23 protein-coding genes are annotated in these 20,976 nt (G+C 68.9%); 11 read left to right on the top strand and 12 right to left on the bottom strand.

Annotated elements, in window-relative coordinates:
* Window positions 1-5: 5 nt before the first annotated feature.
* Window positions 6-1,190 carry a twin-arginine translocation pathway signal protein gene (locus EJO71_RS12590; RefSeq protein WP_164546812.1) on the bottom strand — a complete coding sequence of 395 codons (1,185 nt, stop codon included), beginning with the start codon at window positions 1,188-1,190 and terminating at the stop codon, window positions 6-8.
* A gap of 78 nt (window positions 1,191-1,268) precedes the next feature.
* Here EJO71_RS12590 and EJO71_RS12585 point away from each other — a divergent pair, with 78 nt between their 5' ends.
* The 3 genes from EJO71_RS12585 to EJO71_RS12575 are packed head-to-tail and all read left to right on the top strand — an operon-like array spanning window position 1,269 to window position 3,017.
* The gene (locus EJO71_RS12585; protein WP_125949043.1) at window positions 1,269-2,165 is read left to right on the top strand and encodes a LysR family transcriptional regulator; all 897 of its coding nucleotides are present in this window, start codon (window positions 1,269-1,271) and stop codon (window positions 2,163-2,165) included.
* 34 nt (window positions 2,166-2,199) lie between these two features.
* Complete coding sequence (locus EJO71_RS12580; RefSeq protein ID WP_125949042.1) at window positions 2,200-2,697, top strand: nuclear transport factor 2 family protein; 498 nt, start codon at window positions 2,200-2,202, stop codon at window positions 2,695-2,697.
* Window positions 2,694-3,017: a GNAT family N-acetyltransferase gene (locus EJO71_RS12575; RefSeq protein WP_125949041.1), complete on the top strand. Its 324-nt coding sequence runs from the start codon at window positions 2,694-2,696 to the stop codon at window positions 3,015-3,017. Before EJO71_RS12580 ends, EJO71_RS12575 begins: the two co-directional genes overlap by 4 nt.
* Window positions 3,018-3,121: 104 nt before the next feature.
* Here EJO71_RS12575 and EJO71_RS12570 read toward each other — a convergent pair whose 3' ends face one another.
* Entirely contained in the window at window positions 3,122-4,303 is a 1,182-nt protein-coding gene (locus EJO71_RS12570; protein ID WP_125949164.1) for an MFS transporter, read from the bottom strand.
* 167 nt (window positions 4,304-4,470) lie between these two features.
* Window positions 4,471-5,262: a UPF0149 family protein gene (locus tag EJO71_RS12560; protein WP_093301652.1), complete on the bottom strand. Its 792-nt coding sequence runs from the start codon at window positions 5,260-5,262 to the stop codon at window positions 4,471-4,473.
* Between the two features lie 55 nt (window positions 5,263-5,317).
* Here EJO71_RS12560 and EJO71_RS12555 point away from each other — a divergent pair, with 55 nt between their 5' ends.
* Window positions 5,318-7,015: an FMN-binding glutamate synthase family protein gene (locus tag EJO71_RS12555; RefSeq protein ID WP_125949040.1), complete on the top strand. Its 1,698-nt coding sequence runs from the start codon at window positions 5,318-5,320 to the stop codon at window positions 7,013-7,015.
* Complete coding sequence (locus EJO71_RS12550; RefSeq protein WP_125949039.1) at window positions 7,012-7,932, top strand: hypothetical protein; 921 nt, start codon at window positions 7,012-7,014, stop codon at window positions 7,930-7,932. Before EJO71_RS12555 ends, EJO71_RS12550 begins: the two co-directional genes overlap by 4 nt.
* Here the strand turns inward: EJO71_RS12550 and EJO71_RS12545 are convergent.
* The 3 genes from EJO71_RS12545 to EJO71_RS12535 form a co-directional block, all read right to left on the bottom strand.
* Entirely contained in the window at window positions 7,929-8,177 is a 249-nt protein-coding gene (locus EJO71_RS12545; RefSeq protein ID WP_240651373.1) for a hypothetical protein, read from the bottom strand. The two genes, EJO71_RS12550 and EJO71_RS12545, sit on opposite strands and share 4 nt — an antisense overlap.
* A gap of 11 nt (window positions 8,178-8,188) precedes the next feature.
* A complete protein-coding gene (locus EJO71_RS12540) occupies window positions 8,189-8,449 on the bottom strand; it encodes a hypothetical protein (RefSeq protein ID WP_125949037.1) in 261 nt (86 codons plus the stop codon).
* A gap of 121 nt (window positions 8,450-8,570) precedes the next feature.
* Complete coding sequence (locus EJO71_RS12535; RefSeq protein ID WP_125949036.1) at window positions 8,571-9,002, bottom strand: putative toxin-antitoxin system toxin component, PIN family; 432 nt, start codon at window positions 9,000-9,002, stop codon at window positions 8,571-8,573.
* Window positions 9,003-9,117: 115 nt separating this feature from the next.
* On the opposite strand from EJO71_RS12535, the gene EJO71_RS12530 reads away from it, so the two are divergent.
* Window positions 9,118-9,603: a surface-adhesin E family protein gene (locus EJO71_RS12530; protein ID WP_125949035.1), complete on the top strand. Its 486-nt coding sequence runs from the start codon at window positions 9,118-9,120 to the stop codon at window positions 9,601-9,603.
* Here the strand turns inward: EJO71_RS12530 and EJO71_RS12525 are convergent.
* Window positions 9,589-10,818, bottom strand: a complete 1,230-nt coding sequence (locus tag EJO71_RS12525) for a THUMP domain-containing protein (RefSeq protein ID WP_125949034.1) — start codon at window positions 10,816-10,818, stop codon at window positions 9,589-9,591. The two genes, EJO71_RS12530 and EJO71_RS12525, sit on opposite strands and share 15 nt — an antisense overlap.
* 82 nt (window positions 10,819-10,900) lie before the next feature.
* On the opposite strand from EJO71_RS12525, the gene EJO71_RS12520 reads away from it, so the two are divergent.
* The 5 genes from EJO71_RS12520 (at window position 10,901) to EJO71_RS12500 (ending at window position 15,365) form a co-directional block, all read left to right on the top strand.
* Window positions 10,901-12,736 (top strand): ATP-binding protein, encoded by a 1,836-nt coding sequence (locus EJO71_RS12520; protein WP_125949033.1) that lies wholly within the window; start codon window positions 10,901-10,903, stop codon window positions 12,734-12,736.
* Between the two features lie 75 nt (window positions 12,737-12,811).
* Window positions 12,812-13,405, top strand: a complete 594-nt coding sequence (locus EJO71_RS12515) for a cytochrome b (RefSeq protein ID WP_125949032.1) — start codon at window positions 12,812-12,814, stop codon at window positions 13,403-13,405.
* Window positions 13,402-13,989: a YceI family protein gene (locus EJO71_RS12510; RefSeq protein WP_125949031.1), complete on the top strand. Its 588-nt coding sequence runs from the start codon at window positions 13,402-13,404 to the stop codon at window positions 13,987-13,989. Before EJO71_RS12515 ends, EJO71_RS12510 begins: the two co-directional genes overlap by 4 nt.
* 64 nt (window positions 13,990-14,053) lie before the next feature.
* Window positions 14,054-14,692 carry a YceI family protein gene (locus EJO71_RS12505; protein WP_125949030.1) on the top strand — a complete coding sequence of 213 codons (639 nt, stop codon included), beginning with the start codon at window positions 14,054-14,056 and terminating at the stop codon, window positions 14,690-14,692.
* Window positions 14,693-14,714: 22 nt separating this feature from the next.
* Complete coding sequence (locus EJO71_RS12500; protein WP_125949029.1) at window positions 14,715-15,365, top strand: LysE family translocator; 651 nt, start codon at window positions 14,715-14,717, stop codon at window positions 15,363-15,365.
* 10 nt (window positions 15,366-15,375) lie between these two features.
* Here EJO71_RS12500 and EJO71_RS12495 read toward each other — a convergent pair whose 3' ends face one another.
* The 5 genes from EJO71_RS12495 to EJO71_RS12475 form a co-directional block, all read right to left on the bottom strand.
* A complete protein-coding gene (locus EJO71_RS12495; protein ID WP_125949028.1) occupies window positions 15,376-16,974 on the bottom strand; it encodes a phospholipase D family protein in 1,599 nt (532 codons plus the stop codon).
* Window positions 16,975-16,984: 10 nt separating this feature from the next.
* Entirely contained in the window at window positions 16,985-18,574 is a 1,590-nt protein-coding gene (gene rpoN / locus EJO71_RS12490; protein WP_125949027.1) for an RNA polymerase factor sigma-54, read from the bottom strand.
* 17 nt (window positions 18,575-18,591) lie between these two features.
* Window positions 18,592-19,386, bottom strand: a complete 795-nt coding sequence (gene lptB, locus EJO71_RS12485; protein WP_125949026.1) for an LPS export ABC transporter ATP-binding protein — start codon at window positions 19,384-19,386, stop codon at window positions 18,592-18,594.
* Window positions 19,383-20,105, bottom strand: a complete 723-nt coding sequence (lptA, locus tag EJO71_RS12480; protein ID WP_125949025.1) for a lipopolysaccharide transport periplasmic protein LptA — start codon at window positions 20,103-20,105, stop codon at window positions 19,383-19,385. The genes lptB and lptA overlap by 4 nt, the downstream gene beginning before the upstream one ends.
* Before the next feature lie 201 nt (window positions 20,106-20,306).
* Window positions 20,307-20,954, bottom strand: coding sequence for a thiol:disulfide interchange protein DsbA/DsbL (locus tag EJO71_RS12475; RefSeq protein ID WP_125949024.1), 648 nt, complete (start codon window positions 20,952-20,954; stop codon window positions 20,307-20,309).
* Window positions 20,955-20,976: the final 22 nt, after the last annotated feature.

Genomic DNA, 20,976 nt, shown 5'->3' with positions numbered 1-20,976 from the left:
GGCGCTCAGACCGTCATGAAATCGGCGAGCGGACGGCGCGGCGCGGCCGGTACCGGCGCCATCGGGTAGCCGAGGCGGCACATCATCTGCAGCGTCGGGCTGCGCTTGTCGCGCGGCGGCGCGGTGCCCAGCAGCATGTCGTGCGCGGCGGCGTGGTGCGGCGCCATTTCCGCGAACTCCTCCAGCGGCTGGCTCATCGGGTGCATGCCCAGGCCCAGGTCGGTGGCGCGCAGCTGCTGGCGCACGTAGGCGCGGCCCGCCGCGATCTGCTCGGTGCGGCTGTTACCGCGCGTGCTGAGCCAGACGAAGCCCATCGCGGTGTTGGCCTGGTCCTCGAACAGCTGCAGGGTGCGGCGGAACGAGAGACTGTCCTCGGCCGCGGGCGCGCCGCGGTCGAACTGCCCCAGCGCAACGGCGACGCGCAGCGCCGGATCGTTGAGCGAGAAACCGTCGCGGTGCTCGAGGATTTCCTGCGGGCCGACGCGCAGCAGTTGCAGGTTTTCCATCGCGGTGCCGGGCGTGGCGAGTTCCACTCGCGCGGCTGCCGCGCAGAGCTTGCGCAGGGGCAGCACGCGCGCCATGTCCACCGTGCCGGCCGAACTCACCGTGCCGCCCGCGGGTGCGATGGCGGTCAGGCCCTGCAGGATGTCGGCCGACACCGGCCGCGAGAGATCGAAGCGCTGCTTGGGCGTGCGCCGCCGCAGTACCTGCGCGAACAGCGGATCGGGCACGCCGCCGCCAGCCAGCCGCAGACGCGCCACCGGGACGTGCGGCCAGTGCCTCGGCTCGCCGGTCAGCTCGCCCTGCGGCCAAAGCTGCACGCCGGCCTGCACGCCCTGCTGGGCGAGTGCCATCACCAGCAGCTCTATGAAGGCACCGTGGCCGATGATGATCTGGCGACCGTACGGATCGGTCTCGGGCTGCACGCGTTCGCGATCGCAATAGACAACGATGGCGTCGGGCTCGCGCAGGTCGACCAGCCAGGGCTGGCGGTTGTACGCGGTGGGGGCGGTGACGGCGTACGCGACGGCGCGCTTGCGCACGTCGGGCTCGTCGCCGGGGCCGTTCCATATCTCCAGCGCGGCCGCCGGCACCTCGGAGTTCAGCCACCAGGTCGCCAGCGCGGCCGCACCCGCCGCAATGACAACGCCGCCTCCCAGCAGCCGGACAAAGTTTCTACGTTCATCCATCGGGCGGATTATCGAAAGCGCACCTGCGGTTAACAATGGCTTAAGCTTTCATAACAGCTATTCAAAACTGAATACCCGATGAGAACCGACAACGAACTCGGCTTCGACTGGCGGCTGGTGCGCGCCTTTCTTGCCGCGCTCGACCACGGCAGCCTGCTCGCGGCCGCGCGCGCCACGGGTACCAGCCAGCCGACGCTGGGCCGCCACATCGCGGAGCTGGAGTCGCAGCTGGGCGTGCTGCTCTTCGAGCGCACCGGCCGGGGCCTGCGGCCGACGGCCATGGCCACACGCCTCGCGGACTCGGCGCGTGCCATGGAAAGCGGCGCGCTCGCGCTGTCGCGCAGCGTGTCGGGCGCCAACACCGCCACGGCGGGCTCGGTGCGCATCTCGGCGAGCCAGGCCACGGCGCGCCAGATGCTGCCGGGCCTGCTGGTGCGGATGCGGCAGGAGCTGCCGGAAATCCAGGTCGACCTGGTGTCGACCAGCGAGATCAGCAACCTGCTGCAGCGCGAGGCCGACATCGCCATCCGCATGACGCAGCCCACCACGGCCACGGTGGTGGCGCGCCGCATCGGCAGCTTCGCGCTCGGCGCCTTCGCCCACACCGACTACCTGCGCCGCCGGGGCACGCCGCGGCAGGCGACCGACCTGTACCGGCACGACGTGCTGGGCTACGACAGCATCGACACCATCATCCGCATGTCGGCGCAACTGGGCACGCCACTGCAGCGCGAGCACTTCTGCTTTCGCACCGACGACATGGGCGCCTATTGGGAAGCACTGCGCCAGGGCATGGGCATCGGCTTCGTCAGCGAGTCGCTCGCGCGCACCGACGGCTCGGTGGTGCGCGTGCTGCCGCAGCTGAAGATCAAGTCGCTGCCGGTGTGGCTCGCGGTGCACCGCGAGATCCGCACCGACCGGCGCATCCGCGCGGTCTATGATTTCCTCGCGCGCAACATCCCGGCGTCGATCTGACGCCACGCCGCTCCGACCCACCCCAAGAGGCCTCATGACAGCAGCCACCAACGCCCAGACCATCGAACGCTTCTACAGCGCCTTCGCCAAGCTCGACGCCCCCACCATGGAAGCCTGCTACGCGCCCGACGCCGTGTTCGACGACGAGGCCTTCTCGCTGCGCGGACGGCGCGAAGTGGGCGGCATGTGGCGCATGCTGGCCGGTGGCACGAGGGCCAAGGGCGCCGATGTGTGGCGCCTGACATGGCGCGACGTAAAGGCCGGCGACGACGGCACCGGCAGCGCCCACTGGGACGCGCACTACCGCTTCAGCGCCACCGGCCGCATCGTCGACAACAGCATCGACGCGCGCTTCACCTTCACGCCCGATGGGCTGATCGCCACGCATCGCGACAGCTTTCCTTTCTGGACCTGGTCGCGCCAGGCGCTCGGCACGCCGGGCCTGCTGCTCGGCTGGAGCCCCATGCTGCGCAACAAGGTGCGCGCCACCGCCGCAGCCAACCTCGCAACCTTTCTCGCACGCCAACCATGAGCAACACCAACGACACCGCCCTCGCCTTTTCGAACAACGAAGCGCAGCACCGCTACGAGGCCACGCTCGACGGCAAGCTCGCCGGCTACGCCGAATACAACATGCTGACCGACGCGATCATGTTCACGCACACCGAGGTGCTGCCCGAATTCGAGGGCAAGGGCGTGGGCTCGGGCATCGCGAAGCATGTGCTCGGCGAGGCGCGCGCCAGGGGACTGCATGTGATTCCGGTGTGCCAGTTCATCGCCGGATATATCCGCAAACACCGCGAGTACGTCGACCTGGTTCGGCCGGACATTCAACGCGCCTTCAAGATCTGAACAAGGCTCGCCCCCAGGCTGCGCGCACTTCGTGTCGCTGCGCCAACCCCCTACCGGGGGCAACACCTGCGGCCCGGCAAAGCCGGTTCCGCGGTGTTCCTTGATCAGGCCGAGGAACTCTTCGGCGCGGGCAACCACGCGAAGGCCGCGATGCCGATCACCAGCAGCACGGCGATGGTCGCCAGCACAGCAGTCAGCGGATCGCCTCCATGCGCCGCCGCCACCGAAGCGGCCACGCCGGTGCCCCACTGCATGAGCGCCACGCCGAGGAACATCGCCATCGTGAACACGGCCATCGCGCGGCCGGTGAGCGTGGCCGGGTAGGCACCGCGCACGTCGGCGTACTGCCAGACAATGAAGCCGGAGAGCACGCCGATCAGCACCATGCCGGCGATGTCGAGCCAGGCCGAGTGCAGCACCGCGATGAGCGCGAAGAGCCCCGCATAGCCCAGGCCGCAGATCACGATCCATCGGCGGCGCGCGGTGCCGTCGCGGTCGAGCCGGCCGAACAGGGGCGCGCCGAACAGCGAGATCACCGACACCGCCAGCGCGACATTGCCGCTCTGCACCAGCGAGTAGCCGTGGCGCTCCATCATCAGCGGGCCCAGCCACAGGCCGCGCAGCGAGATGAAGGCCGCGTACGTGACCGCGCCCAGCACCATGATGCCCAGCGTGTGCGGCATGGCGAACAGCGCGCCGAACTGGCGGATCGCCTCGGGAATTGACTCCCGCTTGCCCGGCACGGCCGAAGCCGGCTCGTGCACCCAGTACCAGATCGCCAGCCACGCCAGCGCCGCGGCCACGGCCAGCACCAGGAAGCCCGCGCGCCAGGAATACGCCTGCACCAGCCACGCCAGCGGCGTGCCGGTGGCCAGCATGCCGATGCCGCCGACAGCCAGCACCATGCCCGACACGGTGGCGAAGCTCGCCGCCGGAAAGTGCCGCGCGATGAACACCGTGCATACCAGGAAGGCCGGCGCGCAGCCGACGCCGATCAGCGCCTGCCCGGCCACCAGCACCAGGTAGCTGGACGACACCGCCGACAGCAGCGCACCCGCGATGGCGACCGGAAAGGCCACCAGCACCGTGCGGCGCACGCCGTGCAGGTCGATGCCGATGCCCATGAACAGCTGCATCGCGCCGAACGCGAAATGAAAAGCCCCCGAGAAGATCCCGAGGGCCTGTGCGGAAAGATGGAAATCGGCCTGCAGCGGGCTCGCCATGATGGCGCCCACCGTACGGAACGCCTGGCTCAGCGCGACCCCGGCGCACAGCGCCAGGACCATCACCCATGCCGCGCGGGGCGTCAGGGGTTCTGCGGCGGAGCGCTGCGCCAGGACTGAGCTCATTTCAGGAATACCGCGGAACCGGCTTTGCCGGGCCGCAGGTATTGCCCCCTGCAAGGGGGTTGGCGAAGCGACACGAAGTGCGCGAAGCCTGGGGGTGAGCCCAGTCACTCACCGTGGCACTTCTTGTACTTCTTGCCGCTGCCGCAGGGGCAAGGGTCGTTACGTCCGGGCGTGGCTTCCTTGCGGATGGTCTCGGCCTTCGGGCCCAGGCTCTTCCAGAGCTGGCGCAGGTCGTACACGGCCCAGATGGCGGCGCCGAAGTCGTCCAGCCGCTGCTGGCTCACGCTGGGCGGGGCGTCGTCGCTGTACATCGACAGCGTGGGCTTGCCGGTGTCGTCCTCGGTGAGGGCGACGATGTTGTCGAGCGCGTCGTTCAGCATGCGCGCGGCGTCCTTGTCGCGCGGCTCGGCCCAATCTTCGGGCCAGTTCTCGACCGCGTACATGAAGCCGAGCGCCCAGACCTGCGCGAACGAAGGAATGGCCTCGCCGGCGACTTCGGCACGCTCTTCTTCCGGCAGGGAGGCGATGGCGCCGCGGGTGTCGAGCACCTCGGGCTGCCAGCTGCGTTCGTCGTCGAGGGTTTCGACGGGGGCGTCGAGGCCCTCCTCGATCTCGATCCAGCGGCGCTTCCAGTTCCAGACGAACTCCATGTGCTGGGCGGACGAGAAGCTGTCGCCCAGCAGGACGGGCCAGTATTCGGACGGCAGGATGGGCCGGCGGGTGCAGATCAGGGCGGCCATGAAGCCTTCGCAGAACTCCCACTGGGGGATTTCCTCGTCGTGCTCGCGCATGGCGTCGAGCGCCTGGTCGAGAGCGTCGAAATCGTCGGGACCGAGGGGAGTGCGGGCTGCGGGGGTGCTGTCGGGGGGCGAAATGGGGTCGGGAATGGTCGTCATGGCAAGTTCGAGGCAGCCCTCTATGATGCAGCAGGCCACGGTCGAGACTATTTCTATGCCCACGATTATTCCGTTTCCGACGCGCTACAGCGCTTTCGCCCTGTGCGTGGTCGGCTTGGTGGCATGCCTGGCCTTCGTGCTGGTTTCGCCCCACCTGTGGCTGGCCTGGATCGGCGTGGCCGTTTTTGCGGTACTCACAGGTACCGGCGTGCACGACCTGCGGCAGGCCCGCCACGCCATCCTGCGCAACTACCCGGTGATCGGCCACCTGCGCTTTTTGCTGGAGTTCATCCGCCCCGAAATGCGGCAGTACTTCATCGAAAGCGACTCCGAGGCCGCCCCCTTCTCGCGCGCCCAGCGCTCGCTGGTGTACCAGCGCGCCAAGGGCGACCCCGACAACCGCCCCTTCGGCACGCAGATGAACGTGACCATCGCGGGCTACGAGTGGATCAACCACTCGATGCGGCCGACCAAGCTCGCCGACCACGATTTCCGCATCGTGATCGGCGGCACGCCGCAGCCGGCGGGCGCCAACCCCGCCCAGGTCTGCACGCAGCCGTACAGCGCCAGCGTGTTCAACATCTCGGCCATGAGCTTCGGCGCGCTGTCGGCCAATGCCATCCTCGCGCTCAACAAGGGCGCCAAGATGGGCGGCTTCGCGCACGACACCGGCGAGGGCTCGATCTCGCAGCACCACCGCGTGCACGGCGGCGACCTGATCTGGGAAATCGGCTCCGGCTACTTCGGCTGCCGCAACGAGGACGGCAGCTTCAGCGAAGAACGCTTCACCGCCAACGCGCGCGACCCGCAGGTGAAGATGATCGAGATCAAGCTGAGCCAGGGCGCCAAGCCCGGCCACGGCGGCGTGCTGCCGGCCCCCAAGGTCACGCCCGAGATCGCGGCCGCGCGCGGCGTGCCGGTGGGTGTCGATTGCATCTCGCCCGCCTCGCACAGCGCCTTCTCCACGCCGACCGAGATGATGCATTTCGTCGCCAGGCTGCGCGAGCTGTCGGGCGGCAAGCCGACCGGCTTCAAGTTCTGCCTGGGCCATCCGTGGGAATGGTTCGGCATCGTCAAGGCGATGCAGGCCACCGGCATCACGCCCGACTTCATCGTGGTCGACGGCGCCGAGGGCGGCACCGGCGCGGCGCCGGTCGAGTTCAGCGACCATGTGGGTGCGCCGTTGCAGGAAGGCCTGCTGCTGGTGCACAACACGCTGATCGGCGTGAACCTGCGCCACCGCATCAAGATCGGCTGCGCGGCCAAGGTGATCACCGCCTTCGACGTGGCGCGCATGATGGCGCTGGGCGCCGACTGGTGCAACGCCGCGCGCGGCTTCATGATGGCCCTGGGCTGCATCCAGGCGCAGAGCTGCCACACCGGCCACTGCCCCACCGGCGTGACCACGCAGGACCCGCTGCGCCAGAAGGCGCTGGTGGTGCCGACCAAGGCCGAGCGCGTGCACAACTTCCACCACAGCACGCTGCACGCGCTGCAGGAGCTGGTGCAGGCCGCCGGGCTCGACCATCCGCAGCAGATCACCGCGCACCACATCGTGCGCCGCATTTCCGACACCGAGGTGCGCCTGTTGAGCAACCTGGTGATGCAGGTGCAGCCGGGCGCCCTGCTCGGCCCGCTCGACGAGCAGCACAATGTCTTCCGTACCTACTGGCCGCTGGCCAGTGCAGAGAGTTTCCAGCCCGTGACGCAGGGCCCGCAGGGGCTTGTGTCGGGCTTTGCATTGGCCGCATGAACCCACTGAGTAGAGGCGCCAGCCGGCGCCTGCAAACGCGCAAAGGCGCAGCTTCGGCGCCCGCGCCCCTGGACGCGCTTTCCCCCAACCCGCCGGCGCCCGGCGACTACGCGGAATTCCTGCGCGCCACCCTGCCCCAGCAGCAGAAGAACGTGGCCAGCCACCGCTTCGGCAGCGAACGCGTGTGGCTCAAGAAGGCCGGCCCCCGGCACGGCAAGTGGGGCTACCGCGTGATGGCGGCGGTCGCGCGTATGGCGCGGCTGGACATCATCAAGCCCGTGCCCAACCCGGGCGGCGAGGCCGCCATCGCCACGGAGGCGCGGCGCCTCAAGCAGCTCGCGGCCGCCGGCCTGCGCGTGCCGGTGGTGCTGGCGCAGCAGCCGGACGGCCTGCTCATTTCCGACCTGGGCGAAAGCGGCCGCGCGACGGTGGTGCTGCAGGAGCGGCTCGACCACGCCGCAGCCGCCGGCCCCGCCGCGCTGCTGGCCGTATGGCGCGAGGGCCTCGCCGCCATTGCCGCCGTGCACGTCTGCGGCCAGCACCTGAGCCAGGCCTTCGACCGCAACCTCGTGCAGTGCCCCGACGGCGTGATCGGCTACATCGATTTCGAGGACGACCCGGCCGAGGTCATGACGCTGGCGGAATGCCAGGCGCGCGACTGGCTGAGCTACCTGCACTCGACGGCCATGATGCTCGAGGCCGCCGCGCCGCAGGCTGCAGGGCAGCACTGGCACGCGGCGCTGGCAGACGTGAACGAGGAAGTGCGCGAGCGCATCGCGAACGCGGCGAGGCGCATGAAGTGGGCGCAGAAGCTGCCGGCGAGCCGGCGCTGGGGGCGGGATACGCAGCGGGTGCGGGCGGTGGCGCGGTTGTTGGGGCGGTGGCATCTGCAGGCTGCCAACGGGGTGCAGCACTAGCGGCTGTCGAGCTGCTTCCGCCGCAATCTGCGGAACAGCCGGTCGCCAAGCCAGCCGCCGATGACGACAAGAATCCCCTGGGCGACAAGCGCGAGAACATAGGCCTGCGACAAGTCGTCGAAATCCTGGGCCTTGTTCATTTCGTACCACTGCCCGATGGGAATCAGTACGGTCTTGGTCCCGAGAAAGCTGAACGCCAGAGCCCCTGCAAGGATGCAAAGCAGCCGAACGAGCAGCTGCGTCAAGGCAGACAGAGTCAAGCTTCGTACCTCTTCCGGCGCCATCTGCGGAACACCAGGTCGCCCAGCCAGCCTCCGGCAAACAGCGCGACCAACTGAACGGCGAGCGCGACCATGTACGCGCGGCCCAGGTCGTCGTCGTTCCTTGCGAAGTTGAACTCGTACCAACGGCCCACCGGCCCGATGAGCTTGTAGAAGACAAGGCCGAGCACGATCGCGCCGACGGCGATGGAGAGTGTGCGAACGACGGGAAGAATGGCTGGGAGATTTCCGCTCATCACGAGTTGGGAGGCATGGCATGGCCCTGCCGGAAATCTAGTGCCGCTTCAAAACCGCTCGATGAACGAAACGTTGTCAATTGCTTCCTGACGCCGGCGCCGACACCGCCGCCAGTCGCCGCTACACCCCGTACGCCGCCTGCACCACCACTCCTCGCAGCGCCAGCCGCTTCTTCATCGACAGCACCGCCCGGTCCTTGCTCAGCAGCAGCGCCTTGTGCGCCACTGCCAGGTCGATGAAGACCTGATCGTCGGGGTCGCTGCACACGCAGGGCGCGCGCGGCGGAGTGCCTTCCACCATCCGCACCCGCGCGTCGAAATCGGCGAGCACCGCCGGCACCTGCAGTTCGCGTTGCGCCATGCGCCTGGCGATCAGGGGGTAGCCCAGTACGCGCTCGAGTTCGGTGCGCATGGCGGCGGTGGCCAGCCAGTGCAGTTCGCCGGCGGCGAGCCGGGCGGTCAGCGGCCCCCAGGCGGGGTCTTCGAAGACCAGCAGGTCGAGGGCGATGTTGGTGTCGATGACGACAAGGCTGGCGGGTTCTGTCAACGTCATGGAATGTGCGGGGAATATCGCCGATGTTGCACCATGCAATGCAGCGGTCAGGCCTTCGTTAGCCCGGCCGACGACAATCGGACCTCACCAATCACAGCCCTCTCTGCCTTCCTTCATGAAACGCCTGCCGCTGCTCTGCCTCGCCCTGCTCGCATCCGTGGGCGTCCGGGCCGAGTGGCTGACGCTGTCGGGCACGCCGGGCGACGACAGTTCCAGCTATGTGCAGGTCGATCCGACCAGCGTCGAGGCGGACGGATCGAAGCGCCTCGTGAGCCTTCGCATGAGCCTGCCGCAGGACCGCACGAGCCGCGACGGCATCCGGTACCGCTCCTTCCAGGCCCAGGCCAGGGTCGATTGCGAGGCCCGCAGCGCGCGCTACGTGAGTGCCACCTACTTCGGACATCCGAACTTCGTCGGCGAACCGGTGGCGGTGAGGCATTTCGAGGAGGACGACCTGCGCACGGTGAGCCTGGCCGGCGCGCGCGACCTCGTCACGCGAACGATCAACGCGGCCTGCGCGGTGCGCCCCAGGGAAGCCGTCAAGGAGCCGCAGCAACCGCAGCCCAGGCCCGAGGGCGAGCCTGCGCTACTTCCGCGCTGAGCCCGCAACCATGTCGAAGCGGAACAGACGGCATTCGATCGGGCCGTTCCACATCGGCACGCGGCGCGATTCCTTCAGGCGCATCTGCCTGGGCAGCTTCAGGTCGGGCGTGAGCACCCAGGCGGTCCAGCCGGCGTAGTTCTTCTTCCAGTGGGTGGCGAGCTGCGCGAAGAAGTCGCCGGCATCGCCTTCGCTGGACTGAGCCGCCTCCCGCGCGCCGGGACGCCCCGCGCCAGCCACGCCGCCCACTTCGATGCGCTCGCCGTACGGCGGGTTGAGCATGATCACGCCGCCCTCGGCCGGCGGCATGCGCTGCAGGGCGTCACCGCCGCGGAACTCGACGGCCTGCGCCACGCCGGCGCGCTCGGCATTGCGCTGGGCGAAATCGACCATGCGGTGCGACACGTCGGAGCCGAAGATCGCCACGCCGCCCTCCCGCACGGCCGCCTCGGCCTGCTGCCTGATGGCGGTCCACACATGCGCCTGGAACGGCAGCAGCTTCTCGAAGCCGAAGCGCCGCAGCGACCCGGCCGCGATGCCGCGCGCGATCTGCGCCGCCTCGATGGCGATGGTGCCGCTGCCGCAGCAGGGGTCGTACAGCGGCTGGACCGACACCTCGCCGGTCTCGGGGTTCCACCAGCCGCTGGCGGCGAGCATGGCGGCGGCCAGGGTTTCCTTCAGCGGGGCGTCGCCCTTGTCCTGGCGCCAGCCGCGCTTGAAGAGCGGCTCGCCGCTGGTGTCGATGTAGAGCGTGCAGGTATCGGTGGTCAGGTGGGCGAACACGCGGCAGTCGGGCCACTGGGTCTCGATGCTCGGGCGCACGCCGTTGGCCTTGGCGCGGAAGCGGTCGGCAATGGCGTCCTTGATGCGCAGGGTGGCGAAATTCAGGCTCTGCAGCGGGCTGTGCTGGGCGGTGGTCTCGATCTTGAAGGTCTGCTTCGGCGTGAACCAGATCTCCCAGGCCACGCCGCTGGCGATGCCGTACAGGTCGTTTTCGTTGCGGTACGGCCCGTGGGCCAGCTCGACCAGCACGCGCTGCGCGAGGCGGCTGTGCAGGTTGAGCTTCAGGCCGTCGCGCCAGTCGGCGCGCACGCGCACGCCGCCACGCAGCGAAAGCAGATCCTGGCCGGCGCGGCCGGTCAGGGCGTGCACCTCCTGGGCGAGGAGTTCCTCGACGCCGGCGGCGCAAGGCAGGAAAAAGGAGAGATCGTTCACGGCAAGCTGACCATCGGGAAGCCCGACTAAGGGACTCCATTGTCGCCGCGCTGCAAACCTTCTCTATATAGTCGATTCGCCGATGACCCCCACCCACGCATCTCCGCCCGCACCGGCCTCCGCCGGCAACGGCAGCGACCCCTTCGCGATCCAGTGCGAGGTGCTGCGGCTGTCCATCAAGCCCATCGGGCCGGTGCTGCTGGTGCAGTTCCTGCTGAACTGCGGCGTGGCGGCGCTCTTCGCCTGGCAGTTCTCGCTCGCGCGCGCCCTGGTGTGGATCGCGCTGATCACCGGCGTGACGGCAATGCGCGGCTTCTTCCCGCAGCGGCTGCCCGAGCCCTTCACGCCCGCCAGCCTGCGCGAGGCCCAGCGCAAGCACACGCTGCGCACCGCCGTCTGGGAGCTGGCGCACGGGCTGGCCGGGGTGCTGCTGTTCGACCCAGGGCGCGTCGACATGCAGCTTCTGCTGGGCGTGATCATCATGGGCATGACGCTGTCGTCGGCCTTCTCCGTGTCGTTCTACACGCCGGCCACGCAGCTGGCGATCACGCTGCTGCTGGCGCCGATCATCGTCACCGGCCTCTGGCTGGGCGCCCCGGTGATGGCGGCGGTGGCCGTGATCGGCATCGGCCTGACCGCGATGATGTGGAAGCTGGTGGCCGAGCGCTCGCGCCAGCTCGAGGAAAACATCGGCCTGCGGCTCAACGAGCACAAGCTGCGCGAACAGGCCCTGGCCGGCCTGCGCGCCTCCGAACAGGCGCAGGCCGAACGGCTGCGCTTCTTCTCGGCCGCCAACCACGACCTGCGCCAGCCGGTGATGGCCATCGGCCTGCAAGCCGAGGTGCTGCGCCAGCAGCTGAACAACGGCGCGGACATGGTGGCGGTTCAGCACACGGTGGACTCGCTGGCGCGCGCACAGCAGGCGCTGGAGGGGCTGACCAACCAGTTGCTCGAAATCGGCCGCATCGAAGCCGCCGTCGACCCGCTGCGCCCGACGGCCGTGGCGCTGGCGCCGCTGCTGCAGGAGCTGGCCCGGCAGGCGGGCGACGGCCGGGTGCTGGTGCGCTGCCCGGGCGGCGCAATTGCCTGGAGCGACACGGTGTCGCTGCGCCGCGTGCTCGCCAACCTGGTCGACAACGCCGTCAAGTTCACGCCGCGCGGGCGCGTGCTGCTGGCGGTGCGGGCGCGACGGCGCGGCACCGGCCTGGCGTGGCGCGTGGAAGTGCGCGACAGCGGCATCGGCATCGCGGCCGAGGCGCAGCAGCGCGTGTTCGACGACTTCGAGCAGATCGGCAACGTCGAGCGCAACCTGCAGCGCGGCCACGGCCTGGGCCTGGCGATCGTGCGGCGGCTGGCGGCGCAGCTCGGCATCGAGGTGTCGCTGCGCTCGGCGCCGGGGCGGGGGTCGGTGTTCAGCTTCGAGCTGCCCGCCGCGCCGGCGGGCGCGGAGGTGGCCGCGCGGCCTGACGCTTCCGCGGCGAGGCACGACGGCACGGGCGCCGACGCCGCGCACGCGCTGCGCCCCGGTCTCGCCGTGCTGGTGGTGGAAGACAACGCGGTGGTGGCCGACAGCCTCTCCGCGCTGCTGCAGCAGTGGGAGGTGGAGCCGCGCGTCTATGCCAGCGCAGCCGAGGCGCTGGCGCTGGCCGACCTGCACGCGCTCGACGCGGCGCTGTGCGACATCCGCCTGCCGGGCGCGCTCGACGGCATCGCGCTGGCCGAGAAGCTGCAGCGGCAGAAGCCCTCGCTGGCGATCGCGCTGATCTCGGCCGACATCAACGAAGCCACCCAGCGGCTCGCCACCGAGCGCGGCTGGCATGCGCTGCGCAAGCCGGTGCAGCCCGAGGAGCTGCGACGGGTGCTGCTGGGAGCGCAGCGGGTGCCCCGGGCGCATCCGGTGCATCCGGCACAGGGCTGACGCGGGAGCTGGCACGGCCCGTGCTGTCATCGCTTCCGGGATATGCTCCGCGCACAGGCCGCCAGCCCTGCCCCGATGTCCACCGACACGCCTTCCTCCCCTCTCGCCGCCGACCCACCCGGCCCGCGCTACGACCCGTTCGCGATCACGCTGCACTGGCTGCTGGCGGTGCTGATCGTCGGCTCCTTCGGCGTGGGGCTCTACATGACCGGACTGCCGTTCTCGCCGCTGCGGCTGAAAATCTACAGCTGGCACAAGTGGGCCGGCGTCACGATCCTCGCGCTGTCGGCGCTGCGGCTGCTGTGGCGGCTGGGGCATCGCCCGCCGGCGCTGCCGCGGGGCGTATCGCGCCTGCAGCTGGCGAGCTACCGCATCAGCCACACCTTGATGTACCTGCTGTTCTTTGCGGTGCCGTTGACCGGGTGGGCCTACAGCTCGGCCATGGGCATGCCCGTCGCGTGGTTCGGCGTGCTGCAGCTGCCCGACTTCGTGCCGGTCGACCACGACTTCGCCGAGGCGGTGCTGCAGCCGCTGCACCGCAACTGCGCCTTCGCGTTGGCGGGCGTCACGCTGCTGCACGTGGTGGCGGTGCTCAAGCATCACTGGATCGACCGCGACGGTCTTCTGAAACGCATGTGGCCCGCGCCACGCCAGGAATCAGCTCGATGACGATGAAGATGAAACTCCCGCTGTTCACCCCGGCGCTGGCCCTGGCCATGGCGCTGCCGGCCGGCGCGGAGCCCCCGGCCGCGAAGCTCGTTGCCGACAAGAGCCAGATCGTCTTCGTCAGCAAGCAGATGGGCGTACCGGTGGAAGGCACCTTCAAGAAGTTCGACGCGCACGTCGCCTTCGATCCGAAGAAGCCCGAGGGCGGCAGCATCGTGCTGCAGATCGACACGGCCAGCGCCGGCTTCGGCGTTCCGATGAGCGACGCCGAGCTGCCCAAGCAGCCGTGGTTCGACGCTGCGCACTTCCCGCAAGCGAGCTTCCAGTCGAGCGCGATCAAGGCGCTGGGCGAGGGCAGGTTCGAGATGGCGGGCAAGCTCACCATCAAGGGCACGTCGAAAAACGTGACGGTGCCCGTCAGCATCGCGCCGGCGCCCGGCGGCAACTACGCGGTGGTCACCGGAAGCCTTACGATCCAGCGGCTCGACTACAAGGTGGGCGACGGCGAATGGACCGACACCTCGATGGTCGGCAACGAGGTGCAGGTGCGCTTCAGGTTCACGCTGGCCGGCCTCGGGCCGCTGTGATCTGCTTGGTCCGCCCGCCCTCCTTCATCCGTTTTTCTCTTTCATGACCCATACGACCAACGCCATGAAAAAGCTTCTTCTTGCCGCGGCCCTGTCGGCCGCCGTGTTCACCGGCGCCACGGCGCAACAACCGCTGCCCTCGGAATTCGCGCCGGCAGCCTCCGCCAAGCCCGCGGGCGGGCCGGCGAAGAACGCCAACTACGTGATCGACCCCACCCACACCTTCGTGATGTACGAGATGGGCCACTACGGCACCACCACCAACCGGGGGCGCTTCAGCACCAAGGACGGCTCCGTGCAGATCGACGGCAGCGGCAACAGCGGCAAGGTCGACATCACGATGGACATCAGCTCCATCAACACCGGCGTCGACCTGCTCAACCGCCACGTGCAGAGCAAGGACTTCTTCAACGTGGCGGAGTTTCCGACCGGCCGCTTCGTGGCCGACCGCATCGAGTTCTCCGGCGACAAGGTGGTCGACGTGCCCGGCAAGCTCACGCTGATGGGCCAGACCCGCCCCGTGACGCTGAAGGCCGTGCGCTTCAACTGCTACCTGAGCCCGCTGATCAACCGACAGGTGTGCGGCGGCGACTTCGAGACAACCGTGGAGCGCAGCGACTGGGGCATCACCTGGGGGCTGAACTTCGGCTTTGAGAACAAGGTGAGGCTGCTGGTGCAGGTCGAGGCGGTCAACGTGCAGTGACACGGATGCAGGAGACAACAACATGATGGACACCACCCTCGCCCTCCTCGGCATCGCCGGCGCCATGACCGTGGGCGCCATGAGCCCGGGCCCCAGCTTCGTGATGGTGGCGCGCACCGCCGTGACCTCGCGTGCCGACGGCCTTGCGGCGGCACTGGGCATGGGAGCGGGCGGGCTGGTCTTCGCGATCGCGGCGCTCGCAGGGCTGCAGGCAGCGTTCCTTGCGGTGCCGGCGCTGTACCTGGCGATCAAGGGGCTGGGCGGCGCCTACCTCGTCTACCTGGGCATCCGCATCTGGCGCGGCGCGCGGCAGCCGCTGGCCGTGGCGCAGGAGGCCGCTGACCCTTCGCAGCGTCCGCAGGGCCGCGGCAGGCGCACCTTCCTGCTGGGCCTCGCCACGCAGGTCAGCAACCCGAAGACCGCGGTGGTCTACGCGAGCATCTTCGCGGCCTTCCTGCCGCGCGAGGTGCCGTTGGTGCTGGCGCTGGCGGTGCCGGCGGTCATCTTCTGCATCGAGACGGGGTGGTACGCCATCGTGGCGCTGGCACTGTCCTCGGCGGCGCCGCGCTCGGCCTACCTGCGCTACAAGGTCTGGATCGACCGCTCGGCAGGCGGCGTGATGGGCCTGCTGGGGCTGCGGCTCGTGTGGTCGGCCGTGCACGACGGCCACTGAGCGGCAGGGCTCAGAGCAGGCTTTCCGGCGTCAGCGGCGCCAGTATCTCGAGCATGGTTCGGTCCCAGAAGCTGGAGTCTGGCTCCTCGGTCAGCACGGTGAGCTTGCCGGCGTCGTCGCTGACCCATTCGATGCGCGACTCGTTGCTGCCCTCGGCAAAGCGCAGCCGGTAGGCGCCCTGCTGCTTGAGCACGTCGATGAGTTTCAGCGCCTGCTGCGCCATCTCGGGGCTGCGGATGAAGAGGCCGATCTCGGTGTTGTGCGACTCCGAGCGCGGGTCGAAATTCATCGAACCGACGAAGAGGATGCGCTGGTCGATCACCGCCGACTTGGCATGCAGCCGGCCTACCGAGGTGCCGAAGAGGCCGAGCCGCACGCTGCGCCGGGTGCGGTTGGTGCTCAGCTCGTAGAGGTCGGCGCCCAGCTTGAGCATGTCGGGCCGGTAGCGGCGGTAGGCGGTGTGCACCAGCGGCTCGTCGGTCGCGGCGAGCGAATTGGTGACTACGCTGATCTTCACGTTGCGCCCGCGGATCTCGCGCATCACGTCGAGCCCGGAAGCCCCCGGGATCAGGTAGGGAGAGACGATGGTCACCTCCGAGCGGGCGCGGCGCATCTGCTCGACGACGTTGTAGCGCACGCTGTCGACGTCGAGCAGCGGCACGCCGCCATAGGAGGCCGTCTTGCCGATCACGCGTTCGGGCGAATCGGCATAGGCCTCGGCGGTGGTCCAGATCAGGCCGAGCTTGCCGGCATCCAGGTCTTCCGCCATCGGGCTGTAGCCGAGCAGGTCGTTCGGCGCGGGCTTGGGCGGCGGCGGCGTGGTGTCAGGACCGGTGGCGGCGTCGAAGCGCTTCTGCAGCTCCTCGCGTGACAAGGCACTGCTCGCCACCGACTGGATCGGCCGCACGTAGACGCTGTTCCAGTACTGGTCGAACAGGCTGCCCAGCCGCGGCACCAGCGCACCGGTGACGAAGGTGTCGAGGTCGATGAAGTTCTCGCCCGCCGTGCGCCTGAAATACTGGTTGCCGATGTTGCGCCCGCCCGCCACCGCCATCGCGCCGTCGGCGATGAACAGCTTGTTGTGCATGCGGCGGTTGACGCGGCTGAAGTCGAAGAGCGAGGCGGTGAAGCGCTTCAGCAGGCTGCCGCGCCCGGCCGGGAAGGGGTTGAACAGGCGCAGCTCCACGTTGGGCGTGGCGGCGAGGCCGAGCAGCAGCTCGTCTTCGCCGGATGTGTAGAGGTCGTCCATCAGCAGCCGCACGCGCACGCCGCGCAGGGCGGCGTCGCGCAGGGTGCGCAGCAGGTAGCGGCCGGTCTCGTCGTTCTCGATCTGGTAGTACTGCACGTCGAGCGTGCGCTGCGCGCGGCGGGCGAGCTGGATGCGGGTGTCGAAGGCGAAGTCGCCGCCGGGCATCAGGCGGAAGCCGCTCAGGTCGGGATCGGGCTGGGAGGCCAGCGCGATCTTGCCGAGGGCGGTGTCGGCCGAGACGGCCATGGCCTTGGTGGGCGTGCGCGGCGCCTCGTCGGGCAAGGTGGCGCAGCCGGTGAGCAGCAATGCCGCCATGACGAAGACCCAGAGCCCACAACGCGACAGCAGGCGACAGGTCATCGGCAGCTTTCTACAGAGCCTTGCGAAGGTTGGCGGGAGCGATGCGCAGCGCTTCGCGGTACTTGGCCACGGTGCGGCGCGCGCACTCGATGCCCTGCTCCTTCAGCATCTCCGAGATCTGGCTGTCCGACAGCGGCTTCTTCACGCTCTCCGAACCCACGAACTGCTTGATGAGCGCGCGCACCGCGGTGCTCGACGCATTGCCGCCGGTCTCGGTGCCCAGCGCCGAGCCGAAGAAGTACTTGAGCTCGACCGTGCCGAAGGGCGTGGCCATGTACTTGGCGGTGGTCACCCGCGAGATGGTGGATTCGTGCAGGCCCAACTCGTCGGCGATCTCGCGCAGCACCAGCGGGCGCATCGCGAGCTCGCCGTGCACGAAGTAGCTCTTCTGCCGCTCGACGATGGCGTTGCTCACGCGCAGGATGGTGTCGAAGCGCTGCTGGATGTTCTTGATGAACCAGCGCGCCTCCTGCAGCCGCTGCGACAGCGCCTGGCTGCCCTCGCCCTTGTGCGACTTGAGCGCGCCGGCGTAGATGTCGTGCACGCGCAGGCGCGGCATCACCTCGGGGTTGAGCATGACGCGGAACTTCACGTTCGTGCCGCGCCCGGTCTTGGTGACGATCACGTCGGGAATGACGATGTTGCGCTCGACGTCCACGAAGCTGCGACCCGGCTTGGGCTCCAGCCGCGCGATGATCTGCAGCGCCGAGCGCACCAGCTCCTCGCTGCTGCGGGTGAGCGTGGCAAGGCGCTTGAAGTCGCGGCGCGCGAGCAGCTCCATGGGCTGCTTGCAGACGGCGATGGCGGTCTTGCGGACCAGTTCTTCTTCCTCGGTCTCGTCCTCGCTGGCCATGGCGCGCAGCTGGATGCTCAGGCACTCGCCGAGGTCGCGCGCGCCGACGCCGGCGGGCTCCAGGCTCTGCAGCAGGCCGAGCGCCACCTGGAAGTGATGCACGAGGTCGTCGAACTGGTCGTTGTCGTCGCCGGCCAGGCCCGAGGCCAGCGCGGGCAGCGAGTCTTCGAGGTAGCCGTCGTCGTTGAGCGATTCGATGAGAAAGCGCAGCGCGGCGCTGTCGTTCTTGTCGAGCCGCAGGCTCAGCGCCTGGCGGTGCAGGAAGGACTGCAGCGACTCCTGGCTGCGCGCGAGTTCGGTGGCGTCGGCACGTTCGTCGTCGCCCAGGTTGTTCTGGCGCGCGGGGGCGTCGCTGCCCCATTCGCTGTCGTCGGGCGCCATGTCGACGGTGCCGTCGCCTTCCCAGTCGGGCTCGCGCTCGGCGACGTCGGCGGTGGGGCCTTCGGAGTCGGCCGTGCTGGCGGCGGTTTCGGTGGAACTGGTGGATGCGCTGGGGGCCGACGAAGCGAAGTCGCTCTCGCCCTCACCGCCTTCGTCGCGTGGCACCGGGGCGTCGGCGGTGTCGAGCCCGAACTCCTCGCGCGCGGCCTCTTCCGCCGTGCGTTCGAGGAACGGGTTCTCGTCCAGCATCTGCTCGACCTCCTGGCTCAGTTCGAGCGTGGAGAGCTGCAGCAGCCGTATGGACTGCTGCAGCTGCGGCGTGAGCGCCAGATGCTGCGAGACGCGAAGGGACAGCCCCTGCTTCATGGAGAACCCGACCTTCCTTACATCCGGAAGTGTTCGCCCAGGTACACCCTGCGTACCTCGGCGTTGTCGACGATCTCCGAAGGCGTGCCTTGTGCCAGCACGTGCCCGTCGCTGATGATGAACGCGTGATCGCAGATGCCCAGCGTCTCACGCACGTTGTGGTCGGTGATGAGCACGCCGATGCCGCGCTCCTTCAGGAAGCTGATGATCCGCTGGATCTCGATCACCGCGATCGGGTCGATGCCGGCGAAGGGCTCGTCCAGCAGGATGAAGCGCGGCTGCGTGGCCAGGGCGCGCGCGATCTCGACGCGGCGGCGCTCGCCGCCCGACAGCGCGAGCGCGGGCGAATCGCGCAGGTGGTCGACGCGCAGGTCGGCCAGCAACTCGGACAGGCGCTCCTCGATGTGCTGCTTCGACAGCGGGGCCATCTTGCCGTTCGCGTCGGGCTCCATCTGGAGCTCGAGCACGGCGCGCACGTTTTCCTCGACCGTGAGCTTGCGGAAGATCGAGGCTTCCTGCGGCAGGTAGCTCAGGCCCATGCGAGCGCGGCGGTGGATCGGCATGTGGGCGATGGGCTCGCCGTCGATGGTGATGTCGCCGGCATCGGCGCGCACCAGTCCCACGATCATGTAGAACGAGGTGGTCTTGCCTGCGCCATTCGGCCCGAGCAGCCCGACGACTTCGCCCTTCTGCACGTCGAGCGAGACGTCTTTCACGACCGTGCGGCTGCCGTAGCTCTTCTTCAGGCCGCGCGCGACCAGGCGGCTGCCCGGTGCGCCGTTGGCGTCCTGCGTTCCTGCGGATTCGATCACTTGCGGGTATCTCCCTGGTCACTGCCGAGCGTGGTGCTCTGGCGCAGGCCCTTGCCGGGTGCCGGGGTGGGCGCCGGCGGCGGAGCCTTCGCGCCGGCCGGGGCCGAGGCGCCGGCAGCGGGCGCGGTGGCGGTCGCGGCCTTGGGGGTCAGGATGGTCCTGACGCGTCCGCCGGGGGCCGAGGCGTTGACGGCGGTGTTCGGCGGCACGGTGGAGCCGTTGACGGTGTAGGTGTCGTTGCTCTGGTCGTAGACGATCAGTGCGCCCTGGCTCTCGTCGTTCGGCGTGGCGCCGAGCAGGCGGCGCATGGTGGCGTTGCGGATGAACTTGACGTTGTCGGCGCGGCTGTCGTACTCGATGACTTCCGACTCGCCCTCGATCCACTCGTCAGGAGCGTTGCGCTTCTGCTTGTAATAGGCCCGTTTGCCGGGCGCCGCCGTGACCACGCCGTACTGGTAGCCCTCGGCGTCCTGGCGCACGTCCAGCCGCGCGCCGCGGATGATGATCGTGCCCTTTGTCACCAAAACGTTGCCGGTGAACACGCTCGTCTGCTTCAGGTCGTCGTAGCGCATCGAGTCCGACTCGATGTTCATCGGCTTGGAGCGGTCGGCGGTCTCGGCCAGGGCGCCCGAAGCGAGGCCGGCCAGCAACAGCGCGCCGGCGGCCAGGCGACCGATGCGACGGAGGAAGGGGGTGGTGGGGTAAGAGTGCAATGTCATAGAGGCACGAAACTTGCTCGGCATTGTATGCGGCTGATTGCGTCAGCCCCGCACGCACAGATGAAAAAGCCCGCCGAAGCGGGCTTGACTTCCTCCCGGATTCCCTTCCGGGAACACCGCGGAACCGGCTCCGCCGGGCCGCAGGTGTTGCCCCCTGCAAGGGGGTAGGAGAAGCGACACGAAGTGCGCGAAGCCTGGGGGTCAGCCCTTTTTAGCTTCGCCGATCAAATAGTTCACGACCTGAAGCACTTTGGTCATGTTGCCGGCGGTTTCGCCGTCCACGTACCAGCGGCCTGCGACGGCCATCGCGGGCACGCCGGCCACCTTGTAGGAGTCGGTCATCTGCGAGGCGCGCTTGGCCTTGCTGGCCACGCCGAAGGAGGTGAAGGTTTCCTTGAACTTGGCGGCATCCAGGCCGTTGGCGGTGGCCCAGGCGATGATGTTGGCGTCGCCGTTCACGTTCTGGCGCTGCGCGTGGATCGCGTTGAACACCTTCGGCTGGTACTCGTCGACCTTGCCCATGGCTTCCAGCGTGTAGTACAGGCGCTGCTTGGCCTCGACGTCGTTGCCCACGAAGGGCACCGGGATGCGGCGGAAGGCGACTTCCTTCGGCGCCGTCTTGATCCAGGCTTCCAGCGACGGCTCGAAGTCGTTGCAGTGCGGGCAGTTGTACGAGAAGAACTCGACCACCTCGATCTTGCCGGCGGGCGCGTCGACCGGCACGCGCTTGTCGAGCACCAGGTACTCGGAGCCGGCCTTGGGCACGCGCGCCTGGGCGTGGGCCTGGTTGGCGGTCAGGGACAGCAGCCCGAGCGAAGTGGCGGCCAGCGAAAAGTCACGACGTTTCATTGAAAGAGCTCTCCAGTTATTA

It is taken from the genome of Variovorax sp. 679, assembly GCF_003952185.1.
Classification (GTDB): domain Bacteria; phylum Pseudomonadota; class Gammaproteobacteria; order Burkholderiales; family Burkholderiaceae_C; genus Variovorax.
The sequence above is the reverse complement of the archived record's forward strand: the minus strand, read 5'-3'. Positions and strand labels throughout refer to the sequence as shown.